We start from the raw sequence: 16046 nt of genomic DNA, 5'->3' as shown, positions 1-16046 counted from the left end.
CCGTCAGTCTTCGTCGACCTCGTCGAGCGTCGCGTACAGCGCGTGCACGAGGTGAGGTGCAAGACCGTCGTAGGTGAGCAGTTCCAAGTCGCCGTACGGATCCGCATCCTCGTCGGGACGCATCTGTAGAAGCGACAGCGAAGGACCGTCTCGCAGCACGCCGACGAACAGTCGCGCTTCGCGTCGATCGGGATGCGCGTTGGCAGTCAGTCGGGCGACCTCGTCCGCCGCGTGCTGATCGGTCAACACCGGCGCTGTCGCGTGATCGAGATCCGATTCCGCCTCGGGCGGCAGGACGACGATCTCCTGCACCAGGATGCAGCCCTGCACCGACTCGGGCCAATGGGTCGTAGCCAGGAACTCGTCGAGTGCGCGAGAACCGCCGATGATGTCCTCGGGAAGCGATTCCTGTTCGATCGGTGTGTATTCGGCGCCCTCGGCGAGTTGGTCGAGCAGTCCGGGCTCGGCCGCGGCGAGCATTTCGGTGGGCACCAACGCGTACAGCTTCGGCGGTTGATCCCAGCCTTCGGCGTCGATGTGGTCGACAACTTCATGAACGCACCGGGCGAGGGCACTCGGTGATCTGCTCATATTCTCTTCACTCACACGTTCATCCTCCCACCTTCTGTCCGTGTCCCCGCTCTCCGTGTTGTCAACCCGTGACCGTTGTTACGTAGAGTGGTCGGAAACGGCCAAGTCCACTCGGGCGTGGCCGCAGTGATCGATGCAATCGGTTGCGACGCCACGGCGTCGCCAAATCTTGGAGCGTGGCACGTGGGCATGCGGCCCCCCGCAGGTTTACCCTCTCTGTCCAGACGCAGTCGAATCTTGTTGGTGGTGGCTGTCGTAGTGGCGGCCTTGCTGCTCGTGGGGCCGCGACTGATCGGCATGTACACGGACTGGTTGTGGTTCGGTGAAGTCGGCTTCCGTGGTGTGTTCACCAAGGTTCTGCTGACGCGATTCGTACTCTTCCTCGTCGTCGGAATTGTCGTCGGAGCCATCGTGTGGCTCGCGATGCTTCTCGCGTACCGCGCGCGTCCGGTGTTCGTCCCGGTTTCCGGACCCAATGATCCGATCGCGCGCTACCGCACCACCGTCATGTCGCGGCTTCGTCTGTTCGGCGTGATCATTCCGGTGGCGATCGGCGTCTTGTCCGGTCTCATCGCGCAGGCAAACTGGGTCACCATCCAGTTGTTCCTCAACGGCCAGGCTTTCGGTATCACCGATCCGCAGTTCAACATGGACGTCAGCTTCTACACGTTCGATCTGCCGTTCTACCGTTTCGTGTTGAACTGGTTGTTCGTCTCGATCCTGCTTGCCTTCGTGGCAAATCTGATCACCCACTACGTTTTCGGTGGAATCAAATTGGCCGGACGGGCGGGGACGTTCACGACCGCCGCTCGTGTGCAGTTGGCCATCCTGGCGGGAACTTTCGTACTGCTCAAGGCCGTCGCCTACTGGCTCGATCGCTACTCGTTGCTTTCCAGCGGCCGTAAAGAGCCCACGTTCACCGGCCCGGGTTACACGGACATCATGGCTGTGCTCCCGGCAAAGCTGATATTGATGTCCATCGCGATCATCTGTGCCTTGGCGTTCTTTGCGGCGATCTTCACCCGCGACCTCCGTATCCCGGCTATGGCTGTTGCTCTGCTGGTTCTCTCGTCAGTGCTCGTCGGCGCAGTCTGGCCGATGATCGTCGAGCAGTTCTCCGTCAAGCCCAACGCGGCGGACAAGGAGAGCACGTACATCGAGCGGAACATCGCGGCTACCAGGCAGGCCTACGGAATCACGGACGACAAGGTCACCTATCAGCCTTACTCAGGTGACGGTGACGCGGTTCCGCGCGAAGTGCCGGCAGATGTCACCACTATTGCCAATGCTCGACTTCTCGACCCGAACATTCTGTCGCCCACCTTCACTCAGCAGCAACAGCGTCAGAACTTCTACGGGTTCCCACCCTCGCTCGACATCGATCGTTACGACATCGACGGAGAGATGCGCGACTACATCGTGGCGGCGCGTGAGATCTCACCGAACAACCTGCAGGGAAACCAGACGGACTGGATCAACAAGCACACCGTTTATACGCACGGTGACGGCTTGGTGGCCGCTCCGGCGAACAAGATCACTGCGCCGGTCCTCGACCCGACGAAGGACAACGCCAACAACAACAATGCGGGCTACCCGATCTACACGGTCAGCGACATCGCCTCGCAGGACGCGGGAACACAGGTCATCAAGGTCGATCAGCCGCGCATCTACTACGGCGAGGTCATCGGTCAAGGCGCTGACGATTACGCAATCGTCGGTGGTGCGGGTGGTTCGGAAGCTCGCGAGTACGACACCGAGCAGACCAAGTACACCTACACCGGTTCCGGTGGCGTCTCGATCGGAAACTGGGTCAATCGCCTGGCTTTCGCAGCGAAGTACACGGAGAGGAACATTCTCTTCTCGGGTGCCGTCGGTTCGGATTCCAAGATCATCTACAACCGTGATCCTCGCGATCGCGTCGGTCAGGTTGCTCCGTGGTTGACCACTGACGGAGATGCCTACCCGGCAGCAGTCGACGGCAAGATCGTCTGGATCGTCGATGCGTACACCACACTGGAGAACTATCCGTACGCACAGCGCAGTTCACTGGACGGACTGGTCGCGGACAGTGTGGATGCGACGACCGGCCGCTTGCTGCCGAAGAAGGAAGTGTCGTACATCCGCAACTCGGTCAAGGCAACCGTTGATGCCTACGACGGCACCGTGACGCTCTATCAGGTCGACGACAACGACCCGGTTCTCAATGCGTGGAAGGGCGTGTTCCCGGACACGGTCAAGCCACAGAGTGACATCTCGGACGATCTGCGGGCACACTTCCGCTACCCAGAAGACCTGTTCAAGGTCCAGCGAGAAATGTTGGCGAAGTACCACGTCGACAATCCGACCGAGTTCTTCACCAACAATGCTTTCTGGTCGGTGCCCAACGAGCCGACGGTCGAGAATTCGAAGGAGAACGAACCGCCTTACTACGTGATGGTGGGGGACCAGGAAACCGGCGCGCCGTCGTTCCGGCTCACAAGTCCGATGGTGGGATTCCAGCGAGACTTCCTGTCGGCCTACATCACCGTGAATTCGGATCCGAAGGACTACGGCAAGATCACTGTCCTGCAGTTGCCCGTCAACAAACAGACGCAGGGTCCGTCACAGTCGCAGAACTCGATGATCTCGGATGCTCGTGTGGGCTCGGAGAAGGCACTGCTGGAGAGAACCAACACGATCCGATACGGCAACCAGTTGGCCCTGCCGATCGCTGAGGGTGGAATTCTCTACGTCGAACCCATGTATACCGAGCGAAGTAACACGACGACCTCGTTCCCACAGCTCTCCCGAGTCCTCGTGAGTTACCAGGAGTCTGCGAAGGCAGGCAGCAGGGTTCGTGTCGGATACGCATCCACGTTGGCCGAGGCACTTGATCAGGTCTTCGACAATGGTGGAGCCGCCGGCGCTGCCACGGCACCGGGTGGAACTGCCACGACGGAACCGCCGGCGGGAACCGAGACCACCCCCGCACCGACGGCGCCGACGACGCCTACAGGTCCGGCATCATCGGAAGATGTGTCGAAGGCTCTGGCAGAGGTCAACGCTGCCATGGATGCGCTGAAGTCCGCGCAACAGAACGGTGACTTCAGTGGTTACGGAGCTGCGCTGGATCGTCTGCAGAAGGCGGTAGACGCTTACCAGGCGCTGCCGCCCAGCTAGTCGACATCGTTCGTGAGTCACAGAAGGCCCACCATCCGATCGGATGGTGGGCCTTCTTGTGTGCTCAGGGTGAAGCTGTGCGAGCTGAATCAGCGCAGTGCAGCAACGATCGGTGCGTTGGCATCGGCGAGCTGCTGGAACTGTGCGGCGAAGCCGTACTGGCCGGCGAGGTCACGAGCGGTGTCGTAAGCCTGCTGTGCGGCGGGCTTGAGCTCGGCCGGAATCTCGATGGCGGGAGCAACTGCTGGTGCCTCGGCGACGGGAGCCGGTGCTGCGGCGGGAGCCTCTTCGACTGCAGGCTCGCTCGCGACGGTCAGACGCTGGCCGCAGACGGGCCATGCGCCGGGGCCCTGGCTCTGCAGGGTGTTCTCGGCGACGCGGATCTGCTCTTCCTTGGAAGCGTTGGCCGGCGAGCCGGTGCCACCGTTGGCGGTCCAGGTGCTCTGCGAGAACTGCAGGCCGCCGTAATAGCCGTTTCCGGTGTTGATGTTCCAGTCGCCACCGCTCTCGCACTGTGCGACGCCGTCCCAGTTGTGGGTGGCTGCGGAAGCGGTGCCGGTGCTCATGGTGAGGGGCACTGCGACAAGTGCGCCGGCTACTGCCAATGTGCCGAATGCACGCTTGCTGATGCTGGTGTACGTCATGTCGGGGTAAATCCTCTCCGCGCTTGCTGACATCGGCGGGCCTGCGGGTCGCGGTGATGCTGACTTCCCGGGCGCTTGTCTCTCCGTGCCTCTGCCCCTCGAAGGTTTCGGGGGTTCCGATCCCGCGGGGCAGAGTCGAGCAGCGGCGGGTCGGCGTTCGCCCGGTTGATTCGGGCCGGGACCGACCGTACGGGAGCGCTGAACGAGGGTCGATTCGCGATTTTCCGGACTGCCCGGTCGGCTCTTGTAGGCGAATTTTGCAGTTTGCGCTGGTAGGGCCGTTCCGATGCGGTTTCGAGGTGTGTTCGTTACATACCTGTTATGTGTTGATCCTCACGAGTATTTTGTGAACCCAGTCACTCGAATTTGTGACTTTCAGGCGTGTATTTCGCTCCAGCGCAGGCGATTTGCGTTCCGTTCATCTGCTCGTGTAACTTTGTCCATGCATCGCGGGGTGGAGCAGCTCGGTAGCTCGCTGGGCTCATAACCCAGAGGTCGCAGGTTCAAATCCTGTCCCCGCTACTAGAAAAGGACCGCCGCACTGGATTCCAGTGCGGCGGTCCTTTTTTGCGTGCGTCCGTCGTAGGGTTGCGACGTGCGATTTTCGACGGTGCCCGTGTCTTCGGCAGTGACCGCTTTCCTCGTGACGGCTGCGTTGGTGCTCTCTGGTGGCATTGCCACCGCCGGTGGAGGGGGCGCGACAGGGAAACGCGTGGTCTTCATCGTTCCGGGCCAGCAGCTGTACAGCTCAGGCGAGGCACATCAGGCGCCTTACCGCGCCCTCGACGGGGCACTGAAGGATGCGGGCTACGAGACGCACTTCGTCGGTGCTCCCGGCAAAACGATTGCCGCAGATGCCGAATTGATCGCCGAGGCGATTCGTACCTACGCTGCTGACGCCACATATGTCGGCGTGGTCGCGCACAGCGCCGGCGGACTGAGTGCCCGGTACTACGCGAAGTTCCTCGGTGGCTCCGACACCGTGGATTCATTGGTCGCAATCGGAGCGCCGCAATACGGCAGCCCCGGTGGCTGCGTGCAAGGCCCTGTCGACGGTTACGACACCTGCATGTTCTCCGAGGTTCTGACCAAGCTGAACTCAGGTGAGGACACTCCTGGTTCCGCCTACTATTCGGTGGTACAGAGCTCGGGTGAGTGGGCGGACGGTCGGTTGGACGGGGGCCAGTGCCGGGTGTACATCGATGGCGTTCCCGGTGCCGGAACCGGAGCAGACCACCTCACCGAACTCGAGCATCCAGAGGTGCTCTCGGGAACGATCAGTGCGCTGGGACGCGACTGTGTCGGTTCGTTGGTGGACGAGAGCGACGGCGACATCGCCTGGCCGGACTCGTTGTTCCCGTCATTTCGGTGAGGCTTCAGGTCCGGGTTGTTCGGACGAGTAGCCCGGCTACGTGTGCGCTCGCGGCAGTTCTGGCTCCCAAGGCGTCACCCGATTCGATGGCCGCGACTATACGAGCGTGCTCGGTGACAGCGATCCGCCGATTGAGCTCGAGGCTCCACATGTCCGAACGGAAGAGATGTGATTGTCCGTCCAGTCGGTGAAGGGCTTCACTGAGCGGGTGATTGCACGCAGTCTCACGAATCAAGGTGTGGAACTCGAGGTCCAGCTTCGAATCCCGACGCTGATCCGGCGGGCTCTCGAGAAGTTCGCGTTGCACCTGCACCATCTTGTTCAGCTGTGACACGGTTTCGTGCGTGGCATTGGCTGTCGCGTGCAATGCCGCGAGACCGTCGAGAACCTCACGCACCTCGAAGACCGCGCGCAGCGACTCTGCGTCCAGTGAATCAACTTTTGCACCCGCATTTCGGGTGTGGACGGCGATGCCCTCGTAGATCAACTGCTGCACGGCCTCGCGGACCGGCGTTCGACTGACGTTGAGTTTGCTCGCCAGTGCGGGAACACTCAGTGGTGTCCCCGGCGCCAACTCTCCCGAAAAGATCAGTTCGCGAAGCGTTTCGTGCACGGACTCGGTGAGTAAAGCTCGTTCGGTGGTGGTCATCTTGTCCTCATTTCGATCCTGCACGATCTCGACCGTACCCGGGAGCGGCTATCCAGCGGCGCGCACTCGGTCAGCGCTGCGACTGTCGACCTCGGGCGCCGTCGCGCCTTTCAGTCCGGCCACTTTGGCCGCGATGTTCTCAGCGATCGTGATCGGCGGGTATCCCACTTCGCCCGGTGCGAGAGTCCCTGGCAGTGCTTCGATGACGGCGTCGTGGTTTCCGTCGAAAAAGAATGCAGCAGAGCGACGTCGGATGATCTGACCATCGACGACAGGTGGATCGACTCGGTGCACCGTCGAGCGCCATCGGTCGTTCGTCCAGCGTGCCATCGCGTCGCCGAGGTTGATCAAGAGTGCGCCGTCGGCAGGTTGGACGTCGTGCCATACGCCATCGGCACTCAGAACTTGAAGGCCCGGAACTTGATCTGCCCACAGGATGGTCAAGATTCCGAAGTCGGTGTGAGCGCCCATTCCCGTCATGTCGCCGGAGATGCGGATCTCACCCTCGGGCAGTGCGTAGTTGTTCATCTTCATCGCGTCGATCGAATGGTCGAGCATCGAATCGAAGTACCCGGGCTGCAATCCGAGGGCGTCGGTAAAGGCGCACATCAGGATTCGTGCCAAGCCCTGTGCATGACGGAAATACTCTTCGATGGCCGGTCGGAATCCGGGCGCGGCCACGGGCCAGGTGTTGGCGGCGTAGCTGGACTCGGGCAGGTCGACGCCCGGATAGTCGCTCACCTGCGTGCCCACGACTATCGCTTCGTAGAAATCGTTCATCTGGTTTGCAGAGGCGACGCCCAGGCTCATGCTGAGTGATTCCGACTTCGGTGGTGAGTAGCCACGGTTCTCGGACGAGGGACGGCGATAGTTGTTCTTCACCGTCAGTGGGAGAGCAAAGAATTCGTCGAGAGCGTCGGCCAGTCCGTCGGTCACCGATCGTGGAATGCCGTGTCCGACAATCTGTATGAATCCGACCTCCCGGCACGCACGATCGAGTTGGGCTGCGACCTCCGCGCAGGCAGTGCTGTTGGTTGCGTTCGCACCCGCTGCCTCGCCGCGGCGGTACGGGGTGATATCGATCGTAGGAATGTCGAAGACAGGAATTTCGTGGGTCATTTAAAGTCCTTGCGGCCGGACGTGTGCCACTTGCCGACGAGCACACGTGAGAGAAATCCAAAGGCAGAGAAGACGAGGACGCCGAACACCGACGCGATCACGATCGCGGCGATCAGATCCTCGGACTGAAGGCGGCTTCGGTAGACGTCGAGCAGGGTTCCGATCCCGGGTTGTCCTTTGGCGAAGAACATGTCGCCGATGATGGCACCGACCACAACGAGGCCGGAGGCGGTGCGAATGCCGGTGAGAATGGCCGGCATTGCCGCTCGCAGTTCGAGTTTCACCAGTCGATCCCACCGTGACGCTCGTCCGAGGGTGAAGAGTTCGTGCAATCCGCGATCGACCGACTGTAATCCGAAGTGTGTGTTGGTGATGATCGGGAAGGCTGCGATGAGAACACACACCAGAGTACGAGCGGTCATGCCGTAGCCGAACCAGAGGCCGATGAGAGGGACGATGGCAAGGATGGGAATGACTTGCAGAACAACGGCGTACGGATAGACGATCCGCTCGATCCACTTGGCTTGGCTCATCAACACGCCGGTTCCGACGCCGACTGCCACTGCGACGACGAAGCCGACCAGCGCAACCTGCGCCGTCACGGCGAGGGCTTCGAGCATGGGAGAGAGATGTTTCCAGTCGAGCAGCGACTTGGTCAGCACCTGACTCGGGGGCGGGAGGAGAAACCGGCGTTCGGGGGAGAGGACGAGGTAGCTGACGATCGACCACGCTGCGACCGCGCCGGCAAGTGAGAGCAACGGATAGAGCACCAGGGCGCCGAACGCTCTCATTCGAGAGGACCGTCGAGGCTGTACCTCGGCTTGGCTCGTTGTCGCAGAATCGGGGCGAACAACGGTAGGGCGTGTGGCGTTTTCTCGTTGAACCGCAAGAACTTCGGTCATCGTAGGCTCCCGTGCAGACTGGCCGAGATCTCGGCGACGTATTCGGTGTATCGGGCGTCGTAGCGCAGTTCCGGGCTACGCGGGTACGGGAAATCGATGTCCACGACCGAATGGATTCGTCCAGGCCGGGCGGTCATGACGACCACCTTGTTTGCGAGGTAGACGGCCTCGGATACCGAGTGCGTGATGAACATCGAGGTGAACCCCTTGTCGGTGTAGAGCCTTTGGAGCTCTACCTGCATCTCCAGTCGTGTCATCTCGTCGAGCGCACCAAAAGGTTCGTCGAGCAGCATCACAGCAGGTGCGAGAGTGAGCGCTCGCGCCAAAGAGACGCGCATCTTCATTCCGCCTGACAACGCATTGGGCAGTTGTTTCGCGAAGTCCACCAGGCCCACTGCGCGAATTGCCTCGTCGGCTCGCAATTTTCGCGCTGCTTTGTCGCCGCCACCGAGTTCGGCGGATAATTCGACGTTGGCCTGCACGGTTCGCCAGGGGAGGAGAGTCGGCTCCTGGAAGATGAAGCCAACTGATTCGGTGTCGAGGGCAACCGCTCCGCCGGTCGGTCGCTCGAGGCCGGCCGCCATGCGCAACAAAGTCGACTTGCCACAGCCGGAGGGCCCGACCACGGCGACGAAGTCTCCTCGCTCCACGTCCAGATCGATGCCGTCCAGCGCGACAGTGCCGGTATCGAACTTCTTGACGACGTCGGAAAAGACCATCTGCATCGGCGCGGTGAGCTTGCGAGCGTCGGCATCCTGCATCGTGTTCGCGAGTTCCATCTGAGCCTCCGGTTCGATAATGCATGCAAAAGTTCTTCAAGTTATAGGAACTATCTTAAATTGCATGTATGTCGTCTATGTTGCTGAATGTAAATGTGAGGTGACATTGCAGGTGAAGGTCGAACTACGGCGTGCGTTACCTGATGGAAACAACAAGTGCATTGCATGTAATCCAAGTGCTGCAGAGTGTGCTCATCGGATCACCCTGCCTGGTTCGCCCACATCCCAATTGTTTTCACGAAGGAGACGCTGTGTGTTCAAACCGCAAGATGCATTCCAATCGCAGAAGTGTGGGAGCGGCGGGCGCGGCACTGGCCTTGTGTGCAGCCATCGGATTGACTGCGTGCAGCTCCAGTGAGGCCGAGACGGCCAAGGCTGAATCTCTCGAACCAGCTGCTGAGGCTCAGAACCTGGCGGGACTCTGTCCGGAAAACGTTGTGGTTCAACTCCAATGGCAGCCGCAGTCGGATATGGGAGCGCTCTTCGAGATGCTCGGTCCCGGCTATTCGGTCGACACCGACGACAAGTCCGTCAGTGGGACTCTCGTCGCCGGAGGGAAGGACACCGGAGTCGACCTGACCTTGCGGGCCGGGGGACCGGCAATCGGATTCCAATCCGTCAGCTCCCAGATGTACGTCGACGATTCCATCACTCTCGGATTGGTGCACGGCGATCAGGTGATCGCGGCCGCGGCAAGTCAGCCCGTTGTGGCCGTCACGCCATTGCTCAAATACAGTCCGGCAATCCTCATGTGGGACAAAGAGTCGCATCCGGACTGGACGAGTGTTGCCGACATCGGCAAGTCCGACGCGAGTGTCGTCGTTTCCAAAGAGCAACTCTTTCCGCAGTGGCTCGTTGCGAAAGGACTACTGAAGCAGTCTCAGCTCGACACGAGCTACGACGGAGCTCCCTCGCGATTTGTCGGTGACCCGACCATCGCTCAGCAAGGATTCGCGAATTCGGAACCGTACACGTACGAGAAGGAGACGCCGGCGTGGGAGAAGCCGGTTTCCTATGACCTGCTGAAAGATTCGGGTTTCGACATCTACGCGTCCAATGTTTCCGTTCGTGCCGACAAGGTCGAGACACTCTCGCCGTGTTTGAGCAAGCTGGTTCCGATCATTCAGCAGGCCACCGCGGACTACATCACTGCGCCGGATACGGCGAATGCTGCCATTGTCGACGTCGTCTCGCAGGACGTGTCGTTCTCTCCCTACACCGAGGGTGAAGCAGCGTTCAGTGCCCAGCTCCTGAAAGAAAAAGGCCTGATCGCGAACGAGGCAGACGGATCTGTCGGCACGTTCGACATGACGCGAGTCGCCCACACCGTCGAAGAACTGAAGCCCATCCTGAACTCCGGGGGTGCGGCGATACCGCAGTCACTGACTGCTGAAGAGATCTACACCGACAAATTCACCGATCGGTCCATCGGAATCCGCTGAAGGAGCTGACAGCAAATGACGTACGACATGACAGAACTCAACCGCGAGACTCGCATGGGTGGCCTGGGCACGGAGACCACCGACCGCGAGGTCCGAAGAATCGATCTCTCGGACTTCGAGAACCGGCGAAGCGAGATCGCCGAGGAGTTGTGGTCGGCAGCGACCGACATCGGATTCTTTCAAATCGTCAATCACGGAATCGATCTGGACCAGGTCCGCGAGGCTTTCGCGGCGGCCGAGCGATTCTTTGCACTGCCCACTGAGGTCAAAGCGCAGTATCCGCTCAAGAAGGGTTTCAACTCCGGCTGGGAGAGCATGACGCAGGTGCGTCCCTCCATCGGAACACCTGATCAGAAAGAGTCCTACCAGGTGACCCGCCCGCATATGGGTGATCTGTGGCCCACTGCAGACGAATTGGGCGGATTCCGCGAAACGATCCTGGACTTCGAAGCCAAGTGCTGGGGCATTGCGATGGACCTGCTCTCGTGCTTCGCCGAGAAGCTGGGATTCGAACGAGACTTCTTCACCAGGGCACATGACCCGTCCGTGGACACCTACCAGAGCACACTGCGACTACTCCACTACTTCCCCCTTGCCGCCGACGCAGATGTCGAAGGGATGTGGCGTGCCGGAGCACACACCGATTTCGATTGCCTGACATTGCTTTTCCAGCGTGACGGTCAGGGCGGGTTGCAACTGTGCCCGGGCAAGGAGATGGACACCCAGGAATGGACGTCGGTGGTGCCGGCCGAGGAAGCGATCACCTGCAACATCGGCGACATGCTGATGAGATGGAGTGATGACGTCCTGCCGTCGAATTTTCATCGAGTCAAGAGTCCCGGAGTCACCGACTATCGGGGAGCCCGCTACAGCCTCGCGTTCTTCGCTCAGGCGAACCGCGACGTGACCATCGAGGGCCCAGCGGGCAAGTACCCGCCGATTACTGCCGAGGACTACATCGACCAGCGAGTACGCGCGAACTTCGCGCGTTGATCCGTATCCGTTCCGTCACACACTTCCAGGAGAACTGGCGATGACTACCGCGCCCAAGAACATGACCGACGCGATCATCCGGGACGTGACGTTGTACAGCGGCGGGCAATGGCTGACCGGCCGTGACGTCGTCGTCTCGAATGGGGTGGTCGAATCGATCGAGAAGTCGACCGGCACTGCCACACCTGGAAGTGTGGACGGCTCGGGGGCGTATCTGATCCCTGGGTTCGTCAACACACATACGCACCTTCAGCAGTCACTGATGCGTGGCATAGCCGAAGGGACACCGCTTCTCGAATGGCTACTCGCGGTCGCAGAAGAGTCGGTTCAGATCACGCCGGAGCGCGCATACGCGGCATCTGTCGCAGCCTCGCTGGAGGCATTGCGCAGCGGTACGACGGCCCTGGTCGAACACATGTGGCCGCACCCGTCCAGCGAGGTTCACGATGCCGTGATCCGGGCGTTGCACGACACCGGAATTCGAGCCGTGCTGGGACGCGGAACCGCAGACCGGGCGGACAAGACGAGGAAGTGGGGCTTCGATCCGCGGCTCATGCAACCACTCGGAGATGTTCTCGCACATACGGATCAGATGATGCGCGACGTTGTCGGTTCCCGCGTCGACGTGGCGGTCGCGGTACCGAACCCGCGTTCGCTGACCCCGGAGGGGATGTCGGAAGTGCGTGAGTTCGCGCAGGCTCGCGACCTGACGGTCTCGATTCACCTGCTCGAGACGCAGACCGACAACGCGATGTGTACCGAACACGCGGGCGTGAACGCGGTCGACTACCTGGATTCCCATGGGTTTTTGTGGGACCGGGTGCTGGCGGTCCACTGCGTGGAACTAGACGACCGTGGTCAGAAGGTGTTGGCGGAGCGCGGCGTCGGAGTGTCGTACAACCCCGTCAGCAACATGCGCCTCGGTAGCGGAATCGCGCCCGTCCCGAGTTTCCTCGACGCGGGGATCGCGGTGGGGTTGGGTGTGGACGGCGCAGCCAGCAACGACACTCAGGACATGCTCGAGACGCTGCGCACCGGTGCCTATGTGCAGCGAGCCGCGCGCGGCCGCGCCGACCTGTTCGGCTTCGAGGCCATGATCGACATCGCATCCGGCGGTGCAAACGCAGCACTCGGTCTGCCGGCCAGGTCTGGCGGGATCTCCGTGGGCGATCCCGCCGACCTCACCATGATTCGGTTCGAACGTGACTTCGGCTGCCTCCCGGTGCGAGATCCGGGCGCGTCCATTCTCACGACGGGCAGTCGTCAGATCGTGGACACGGTGTTCGTTGCGGGCGAGGTCGTGCTCCGCGACGGGCACTCCACGCGCGTCGACGAGGCGGAATTGATACGGACGCTCAGCGCGATGTGACCGTGCTCAGCCTTCGCTGATCTCCATCTCGATCAGGACGCGGCGCAACAGCTTTCCGGTGGCGTTGCGGGGAAGCTCGTCGATGAAGACGATCTCGCGGGGAACCTTGTAGCGCGCCAGATTCGACCGGACGTGATCCTTCAATTCCTCGGAGTTCTGGTCGGCGCCGTGAGCGACGACGACAAACGCTCGCAGGCGGTGACCGAAGTCGGCGTCCTCGACACCGATGACTGCCGCCTCCAGGACGTCCTCGCGGTCGGCGAGCAAGTTCTCGACTTCGAGCGGGTAGACGTTCTCGCCACCGGAGACGATCATGTCGTCGTCGCGGCCGTCGACGAAGAGGAGGCCGTTGGCGTCGAAGTGTCCGACGTCGCCGGTCGAGAGGAGTCCGTCGATACGTTCCTTGTCACGCCCGTCGGTGTATCCCTCGAAGCTCAGTCCGCTCGCGACGAAGATCCTGCCGATCGTGTGTGGGGTGGTGATCTTCTTGTTGTTCTCGTCGAACAGTTCGACGTGGCACGTCACCGGGGCTCGACCGGCGGTTCCCGGAGCGATGGTCAGATCCTCGGGTGTTGCGACCGTGGCCACTGCGACCTCGGTGGATCCGTACAGGTTGTAGAGGACGTACCCGAACGAGGCCGTGACTCGCTTGCACAGGTCGGGTGAGAGTGACGACCCTGCCGAGAAGATGATCTTCAGGTTCGACGTGTCGTACTGGGACAGCACTTCGGGACCGAGGTCGATGATGCGAGTGAGCATCGTCGGGACCACGACCAGACTGTCGCACTTGTACTGGGCGACAAGCTTGATCGTGTTCTCCGGATCGAACTTTCGATGCATGACGACGGTCTGGCCGAGTGCCAATGCGAGAGCGAACTGCGAGACGCCGGTTCCGTGGAAGGCGGGGGCCGCCATCATCATGGTTTGTCCGCGGCGCAACGGCACGCGGTCGAGGAATTGTGCCGACGCGAGAGGGGAGGTGTGGCCACGCGGCGCACCCTTGGGAGTTCCCGTAGTCCCGCTGGTGAGGAGGACGAAACCACCGTTCTTCTCGGGTGCCGGCACCGACGACGTGGTGCGTCCGGCGATGGCCTCGTCGAGAGTCGCTGCCGTGGAACCGTCAGCGGCCGTGCCCTCTGGCCAGGAACGATAGACGACGACGTCGTCCGGCAAGGCATCGGCGATGTCCGCGAACTCGTCGTCGTAGACGAAGGCGACCACCTTCTCCCGCGCGGCGACGTCCACGAGTTGGGGCCGTGCGAAGCCCGTGTTCATGAGAACGAGCTTTGTTCCGTTCTTCGCTGCCGCCAGCATGGTCAGGACCAAGCCTCGATGGTTACGGCACATCGCACCCATGACGGAGTCGGACGTGATGCCGTCGGCCTGCCACGCCCGGACCAACGCGTTGCTCTGACGCTCGAGCTCGGCATAGGTGATGGGTCCGCGTTCGTCGATGATCGCCACCGCGTCGTAGCCGCTCTCGGCGTGTGCATGGACCGGCCCGGCAAAGGGTCCGTACTTGTCCACGGCTGCAATGGATTTGAGCCCGCGATCGAGGCGAGGGAACGGGACGAGTCCGGCTCGGATCATGACCCCCGCCGCGCCGATGGTGTCAGTGACCTTGGTGACCAATCCGGGCATACGTGAACCTCTTCCGAGCGTCGTTGTAGGACTGATTACACACTAATGGGCAATCAGGTTTCGGTGGTGAAGTTTCACGATGGCGACCGAGCAGTCCGCCCCGCCACCTCGAAAGGTGGCGGGGCGGAGTGTGTCGGGATCGGGTCTGTGCGACCGTCACTTCAATTCGACCGTCACTTCAGTTCGGCGGACGACTTTCCGAGCAGGCGGCGTGCGACGATCAGCTGCTGGATCTGCTGGGTGCCCTCGAAGATGTCGAGAATCTTCGAGTCGCGGCCCCACTTCTCGAGCAACGGGCGTTGCGAGTAGCCGTAGGTGCCGGCCAACTCGACTGCCTTGAGCGTCACGTCGGTGCCGGTGCGGCCGGCCTTCGCCTTGGACATGGACGCTTCGAGCGAGTTCGGCTTCTTGTTGTCCGCCATCCACGCCGCGCGCAGAGACAGCAGGTACGCGGCCTCCCAATCGGCTTCCAAACGGATGAACTCGGCTGCAGCTGCATGCTGGTTGTAGACCGGTGTGTCGTAGGAGATCTCGACACCGGCTTCGGTCAAGATGCCGCGCAGTTCTTCGAGAGCTGCGCGTCCGACGCCGACGGCCATGGCTGCAACGAGGGGCCGGGTGTTGTCGAACGTCTGCATGACGCCGGCAAAGCCCTGCTCCACGTTGACCTCCGGGCTGCCGAGGATGTTGTCCGCGGGAATGCGGCAATCCTGGAGCAGGAGTACTGCGGTGTCGGAGGCCTTGATGCCCAGCTTGTGCTCGAGACGAGCAACGCTCAGGCCCGGTGCGTCACGCGGAACGACGAACGACTTGATGGCCGCTCGACCCTTCGACTTGTCGACCGACGCCCACACGACGATGTGCGTCGAACGCTCACCGGCGGTGACGAAGATCTTCTCGCCGTTGAGTACCCACTCGTCGCCGTCGAGAACGGCGGTGGTGGTCACTGCGGCGGAGTCGGAACCGAAACTCGGTTCGGTGATGGCCATCGACGCCCACACCTTGCCGAAACGTTCGAGCTGTTCGTCGGTGGACACTGCGGCGATCGCGGCGTTGCCGAGCCCCTGGTAGGGGATCGAGAGCATGAGTCCTACGTCGCCCCAAGATGTTTCGAGCGAGTTGAGGAGCGCAGACATGTTGCCGCCGTTGGCGTTGCCGCCCTTGGCGCTCGCGTCTGACCGTCCGCCACTGGCACCGCCGATGTCTCCACCGGAATCGGAGAGACCTTCGACCATGGCGGCCATGGTGTCGAGCTCGACGGGGTACTCGTGCTCAGCAAGATCGTACTTACGTGAGATGGGTCGGAAGATCTGCGCCGCGACCTGATGTGCCTGGTTCGCTGATGCTTTGAGCTTCTTGGGAAGTTCGAGGTTGATCATCGTGGTT

13 protein-coding genes and 1 tRNA gene are annotated in these 16046 nt (G+C 61.6%); 6 read left to right on the top strand and 8 right to left on the bottom strand.

All coding sequences use genetic code 11. The features are described 5' to 3' along the window. Nucleotides 1–3: 3 nt before the first annotated feature. The gene (locus G8767_RS07495) at nt 4–591 is read right to left on the bottom strand and encodes a PPA1309 family protein (protein ID WP_166809813.1); all 588 of its coding nucleotides are present in this window, start codon (nt 589–591) and stop codon (nt 4–6) included. Nucleotides 592–774: 183 nt separating this feature from the next. Here G8767_RS07495 and G8767_RS07490 point away from each other — a divergent pair, with 183 nt between their 5' ends. After that, nucleotides 775–3750, top strand: a complete 2976-nt coding sequence (locus tag G8767_RS07490) for a UPF0182 family protein (RefSeq protein ID WP_166809744.1) — start codon at nt 775–777, stop codon at nt 3748–3750. 89 nt (nt 3751–3839) lie between these two features. Here the strand turns inward: G8767_RS07490 and G8767_RS07485 are convergent, their stop codons facing one another. Then, on the bottom strand, nt 3840–4394 hold the full coding sequence (locus tag G8767_RS07485; RefSeq protein WP_166809743.1) for a transglycosylase family protein: 555 nt from the start codon (nt 4392–4394) through the stop codon (nt 3840–3842). Between the two features lie 448 nt (nt 4395–4842). On the opposite strand from G8767_RS07485, the gene G8767_RS07480 reads away from it, so the two are divergent. Both G8767_RS07480 and G8767_RS07475 read left to right on the top strand, forming a co-directional pair. Next, nucleotides 4843–4916, top strand: a tRNA-Met gene (locus tag G8767_RS07480). 73 nt (nt 4917–4989) lie between these two features. After that, nucleotides 4990–5766: a lipase gene (locus G8767_RS07475; protein WP_166809742.1), complete on the top strand. Its 777-nt coding sequence runs from the start codon at nt 4990–4992 to the stop codon at nt 5764–5766. A 4-nt stretch (nt 5767–5770) separates the two neighbouring features. Here the strand turns inward: G8767_RS07475 and G8767_RS07470 are convergent, their stop codons facing one another. Genes G8767_RS07470 through G8767_RS07455 form a run of 4 tightly spaced genes read right to left on the bottom strand, consistent with a single transcriptional unit; the run spans nt 5771 to nt 9215 of the window. Further along, complete coding sequence (locus tag G8767_RS07470; RefSeq protein ID WP_166809741.1) at nt 5771–6415, bottom strand: GntR family transcriptional regulator; 645 nt, start codon at nt 6413–6415, stop codon at nt 5771–5773. A 48-nt stretch (nt 6416–6463) separates the two neighbouring features. Beyond that, a complete protein-coding gene (locus G8767_RS07465) occupies nt 6464–7534 on the bottom strand; it encodes an isopenicillin N synthase family oxygenase (RefSeq protein WP_166809740.1) in 1071 nt (356 codons plus the stop codon). Then, a complete protein-coding gene (locus G8767_RS07460; RefSeq protein ID WP_166809739.1) occupies nt 7531–8436 on the bottom strand; it encodes an ABC transporter permease in 906 nt (301 codons plus the stop codon). The genes G8767_RS07465 and G8767_RS07460 overlap by 4 nt, the downstream gene beginning before the upstream one ends. Continuing rightward, nucleotides 8433–9215, bottom strand: a complete 783-nt coding sequence (locus tag G8767_RS07455) for an ABC transporter ATP-binding protein (protein WP_166809738.1) — start codon at nt 9213–9215, stop codon at nt 8433–8435. Before G8767_RS07455 ends, G8767_RS07460 begins: the two co-directional genes overlap by 4 nt. A 269-nt stretch (nt 9216–9484) precedes the next feature. Here G8767_RS07455 and G8767_RS07450 point away from each other — a divergent pair, with 269 nt between their 5' ends. From G8767_RS07450 to G8767_RS07440, 3 genes are read left to right on the top strand one after another with little or no spacing between them, the layout of a single operon-like run. Next, nucleotides 9485–10657, top strand: coding sequence for an ABC transporter substrate-binding protein (locus G8767_RS07450; protein ID WP_095969141.1), 1173 nt, complete (start codon nt 9485–9487; stop codon nt 10655–10657). Nucleotides 10658–10672: 15 nt separating this feature from the next. Next, the gene (locus tag G8767_RS07445; RefSeq protein WP_003942293.1) at nt 10673–11650 is read left to right on the top strand and encodes a 2-oxoglutarate and iron-dependent oxygenase domain-containing protein; all 978 of its coding nucleotides are present in this window, start codon (nt 10673–10675) and stop codon (nt 11648–11650) included. Between the two features lie 40 nt (nt 11651–11690). Beyond that, nucleotides 11691–13019, top strand: a complete 1329-nt coding sequence (locus tag G8767_RS07440) for an amidohydrolase family protein (protein ID WP_166809737.1) — start codon at nt 11691–11693, stop codon at nt 13017–13019. A 6-nt stretch (nt 13020–13025) separates the two neighbouring features. On the opposite strand, the gene G8767_RS07435 is transcribed toward G8767_RS07440, so the two are convergent. Then, complete coding sequence (locus G8767_RS07435) at nt 13026–14660, bottom strand: acyl-CoA synthetase (RefSeq protein ID WP_095969144.1); 1635 nt, start codon at nt 14658–14660, stop codon at nt 13026–13028. A 173-nt stretch (nt 14661–14833) separates the two neighbouring features. Further along, nucleotides 14834–16039, bottom strand: a complete 1206-nt coding sequence (locus G8767_RS07430) for an acyl-CoA dehydrogenase family protein (RefSeq protein WP_003942363.1) — start codon at nt 16037–16039, stop codon at nt 14834–14836. Nucleotides 16040–16046: the final 7 nt, after the last annotated feature.

The sequence above is a fragment of the Rhodococcus sp. IC4_135 genome, assembly GCF_011602025.1.
Taxonomy (GTDB): Bacteria; Actinomycetota; Actinomycetes; order Mycobacteriales; family Mycobacteriaceae; genus Rhodococcus_F; species Rhodococcus_F baikonurensis.
This window is presented reverse-complemented; position numbering and strand designations above follow the sequence as displayed.

What these genes read in the sequence shown, in the direction of transcription:
- G8767_RS07495 (WP_166809813.1), bottom strand. Translation starts at nt 591, where the DNA reads ATGAGCAGATCACCGAGTGCCCTCGCCCGGTGCGTTCATGAAGTTGTC.
- G8767_RS07485 (WP_166809743.1), bottom strand. Translation starts at nt 4,394, where the DNA reads ATGACGTACACCAGCATCAGCAAGCGTGCATTCGGCACATTGGCAGTA.
- G8767_RS07470 (WP_166809741.1), bottom strand. Translation starts at nt 6,415, where the DNA reads ATGACCACCACCGAACGAGCTTTACTCACCGAGTCCGTGCACGAAACG.
- G8767_RS07465 (WP_166809740.1), bottom strand. Translation starts at nt 7,534, where the DNA reads ATGACCCACGAAATTCCTGTCTTCGACATTCCTACGATCGATATCACC.
- G8767_RS07460 (WP_166809739.1), bottom strand. Translation starts at nt 8,436, where the DNA reads ATGACCGAAGTTCTTGCGGTTCAACGAGAAAACGCCACACGCCCTACC.
- G8767_RS07455 (WP_166809738.1), bottom strand. Translation starts at nt 9,215, where the DNA reads ATGGAACTCGCGAACACGATGCAGGATGCCGACGCTCGCAAGCTCACC.
- G8767_RS07450 (WP_095969141.1), top strand. Translation starts at nt 9,485, where the DNA reads ATGCATTCCAATCGCAGAAGTGTGGGAGCGGCGGGCGCGGCACTGGCC.
- G8767_RS07445 (WP_003942293.1), top strand. Translation starts at nt 10,673, where the DNA reads ATGACGTACGACATGACAGAACTCAACCGCGAGACTCGCATGGGTGGC.
- G8767_RS07440 (WP_166809737.1), top strand. Translation starts at nt 11,691, where the DNA reads ATGACTACCGCGCCCAAGAACATGACCGACGCGATCATCCGGGACGTG.
- G8767_RS07435 (WP_095969144.1), bottom strand. Translation starts at nt 14,660, where the DNA reads ATGCCCGGATTGGTCACCAAGGTCACTGACACCATCGGCGCGGCGGGG.
- G8767_RS07430 (WP_003942363.1), bottom strand. Translation starts at nt 16,039, where the DNA reads ATGATCAACCTCGAACTTCCCAAGAAGCTCAAAGCATCAGCGAACCAG.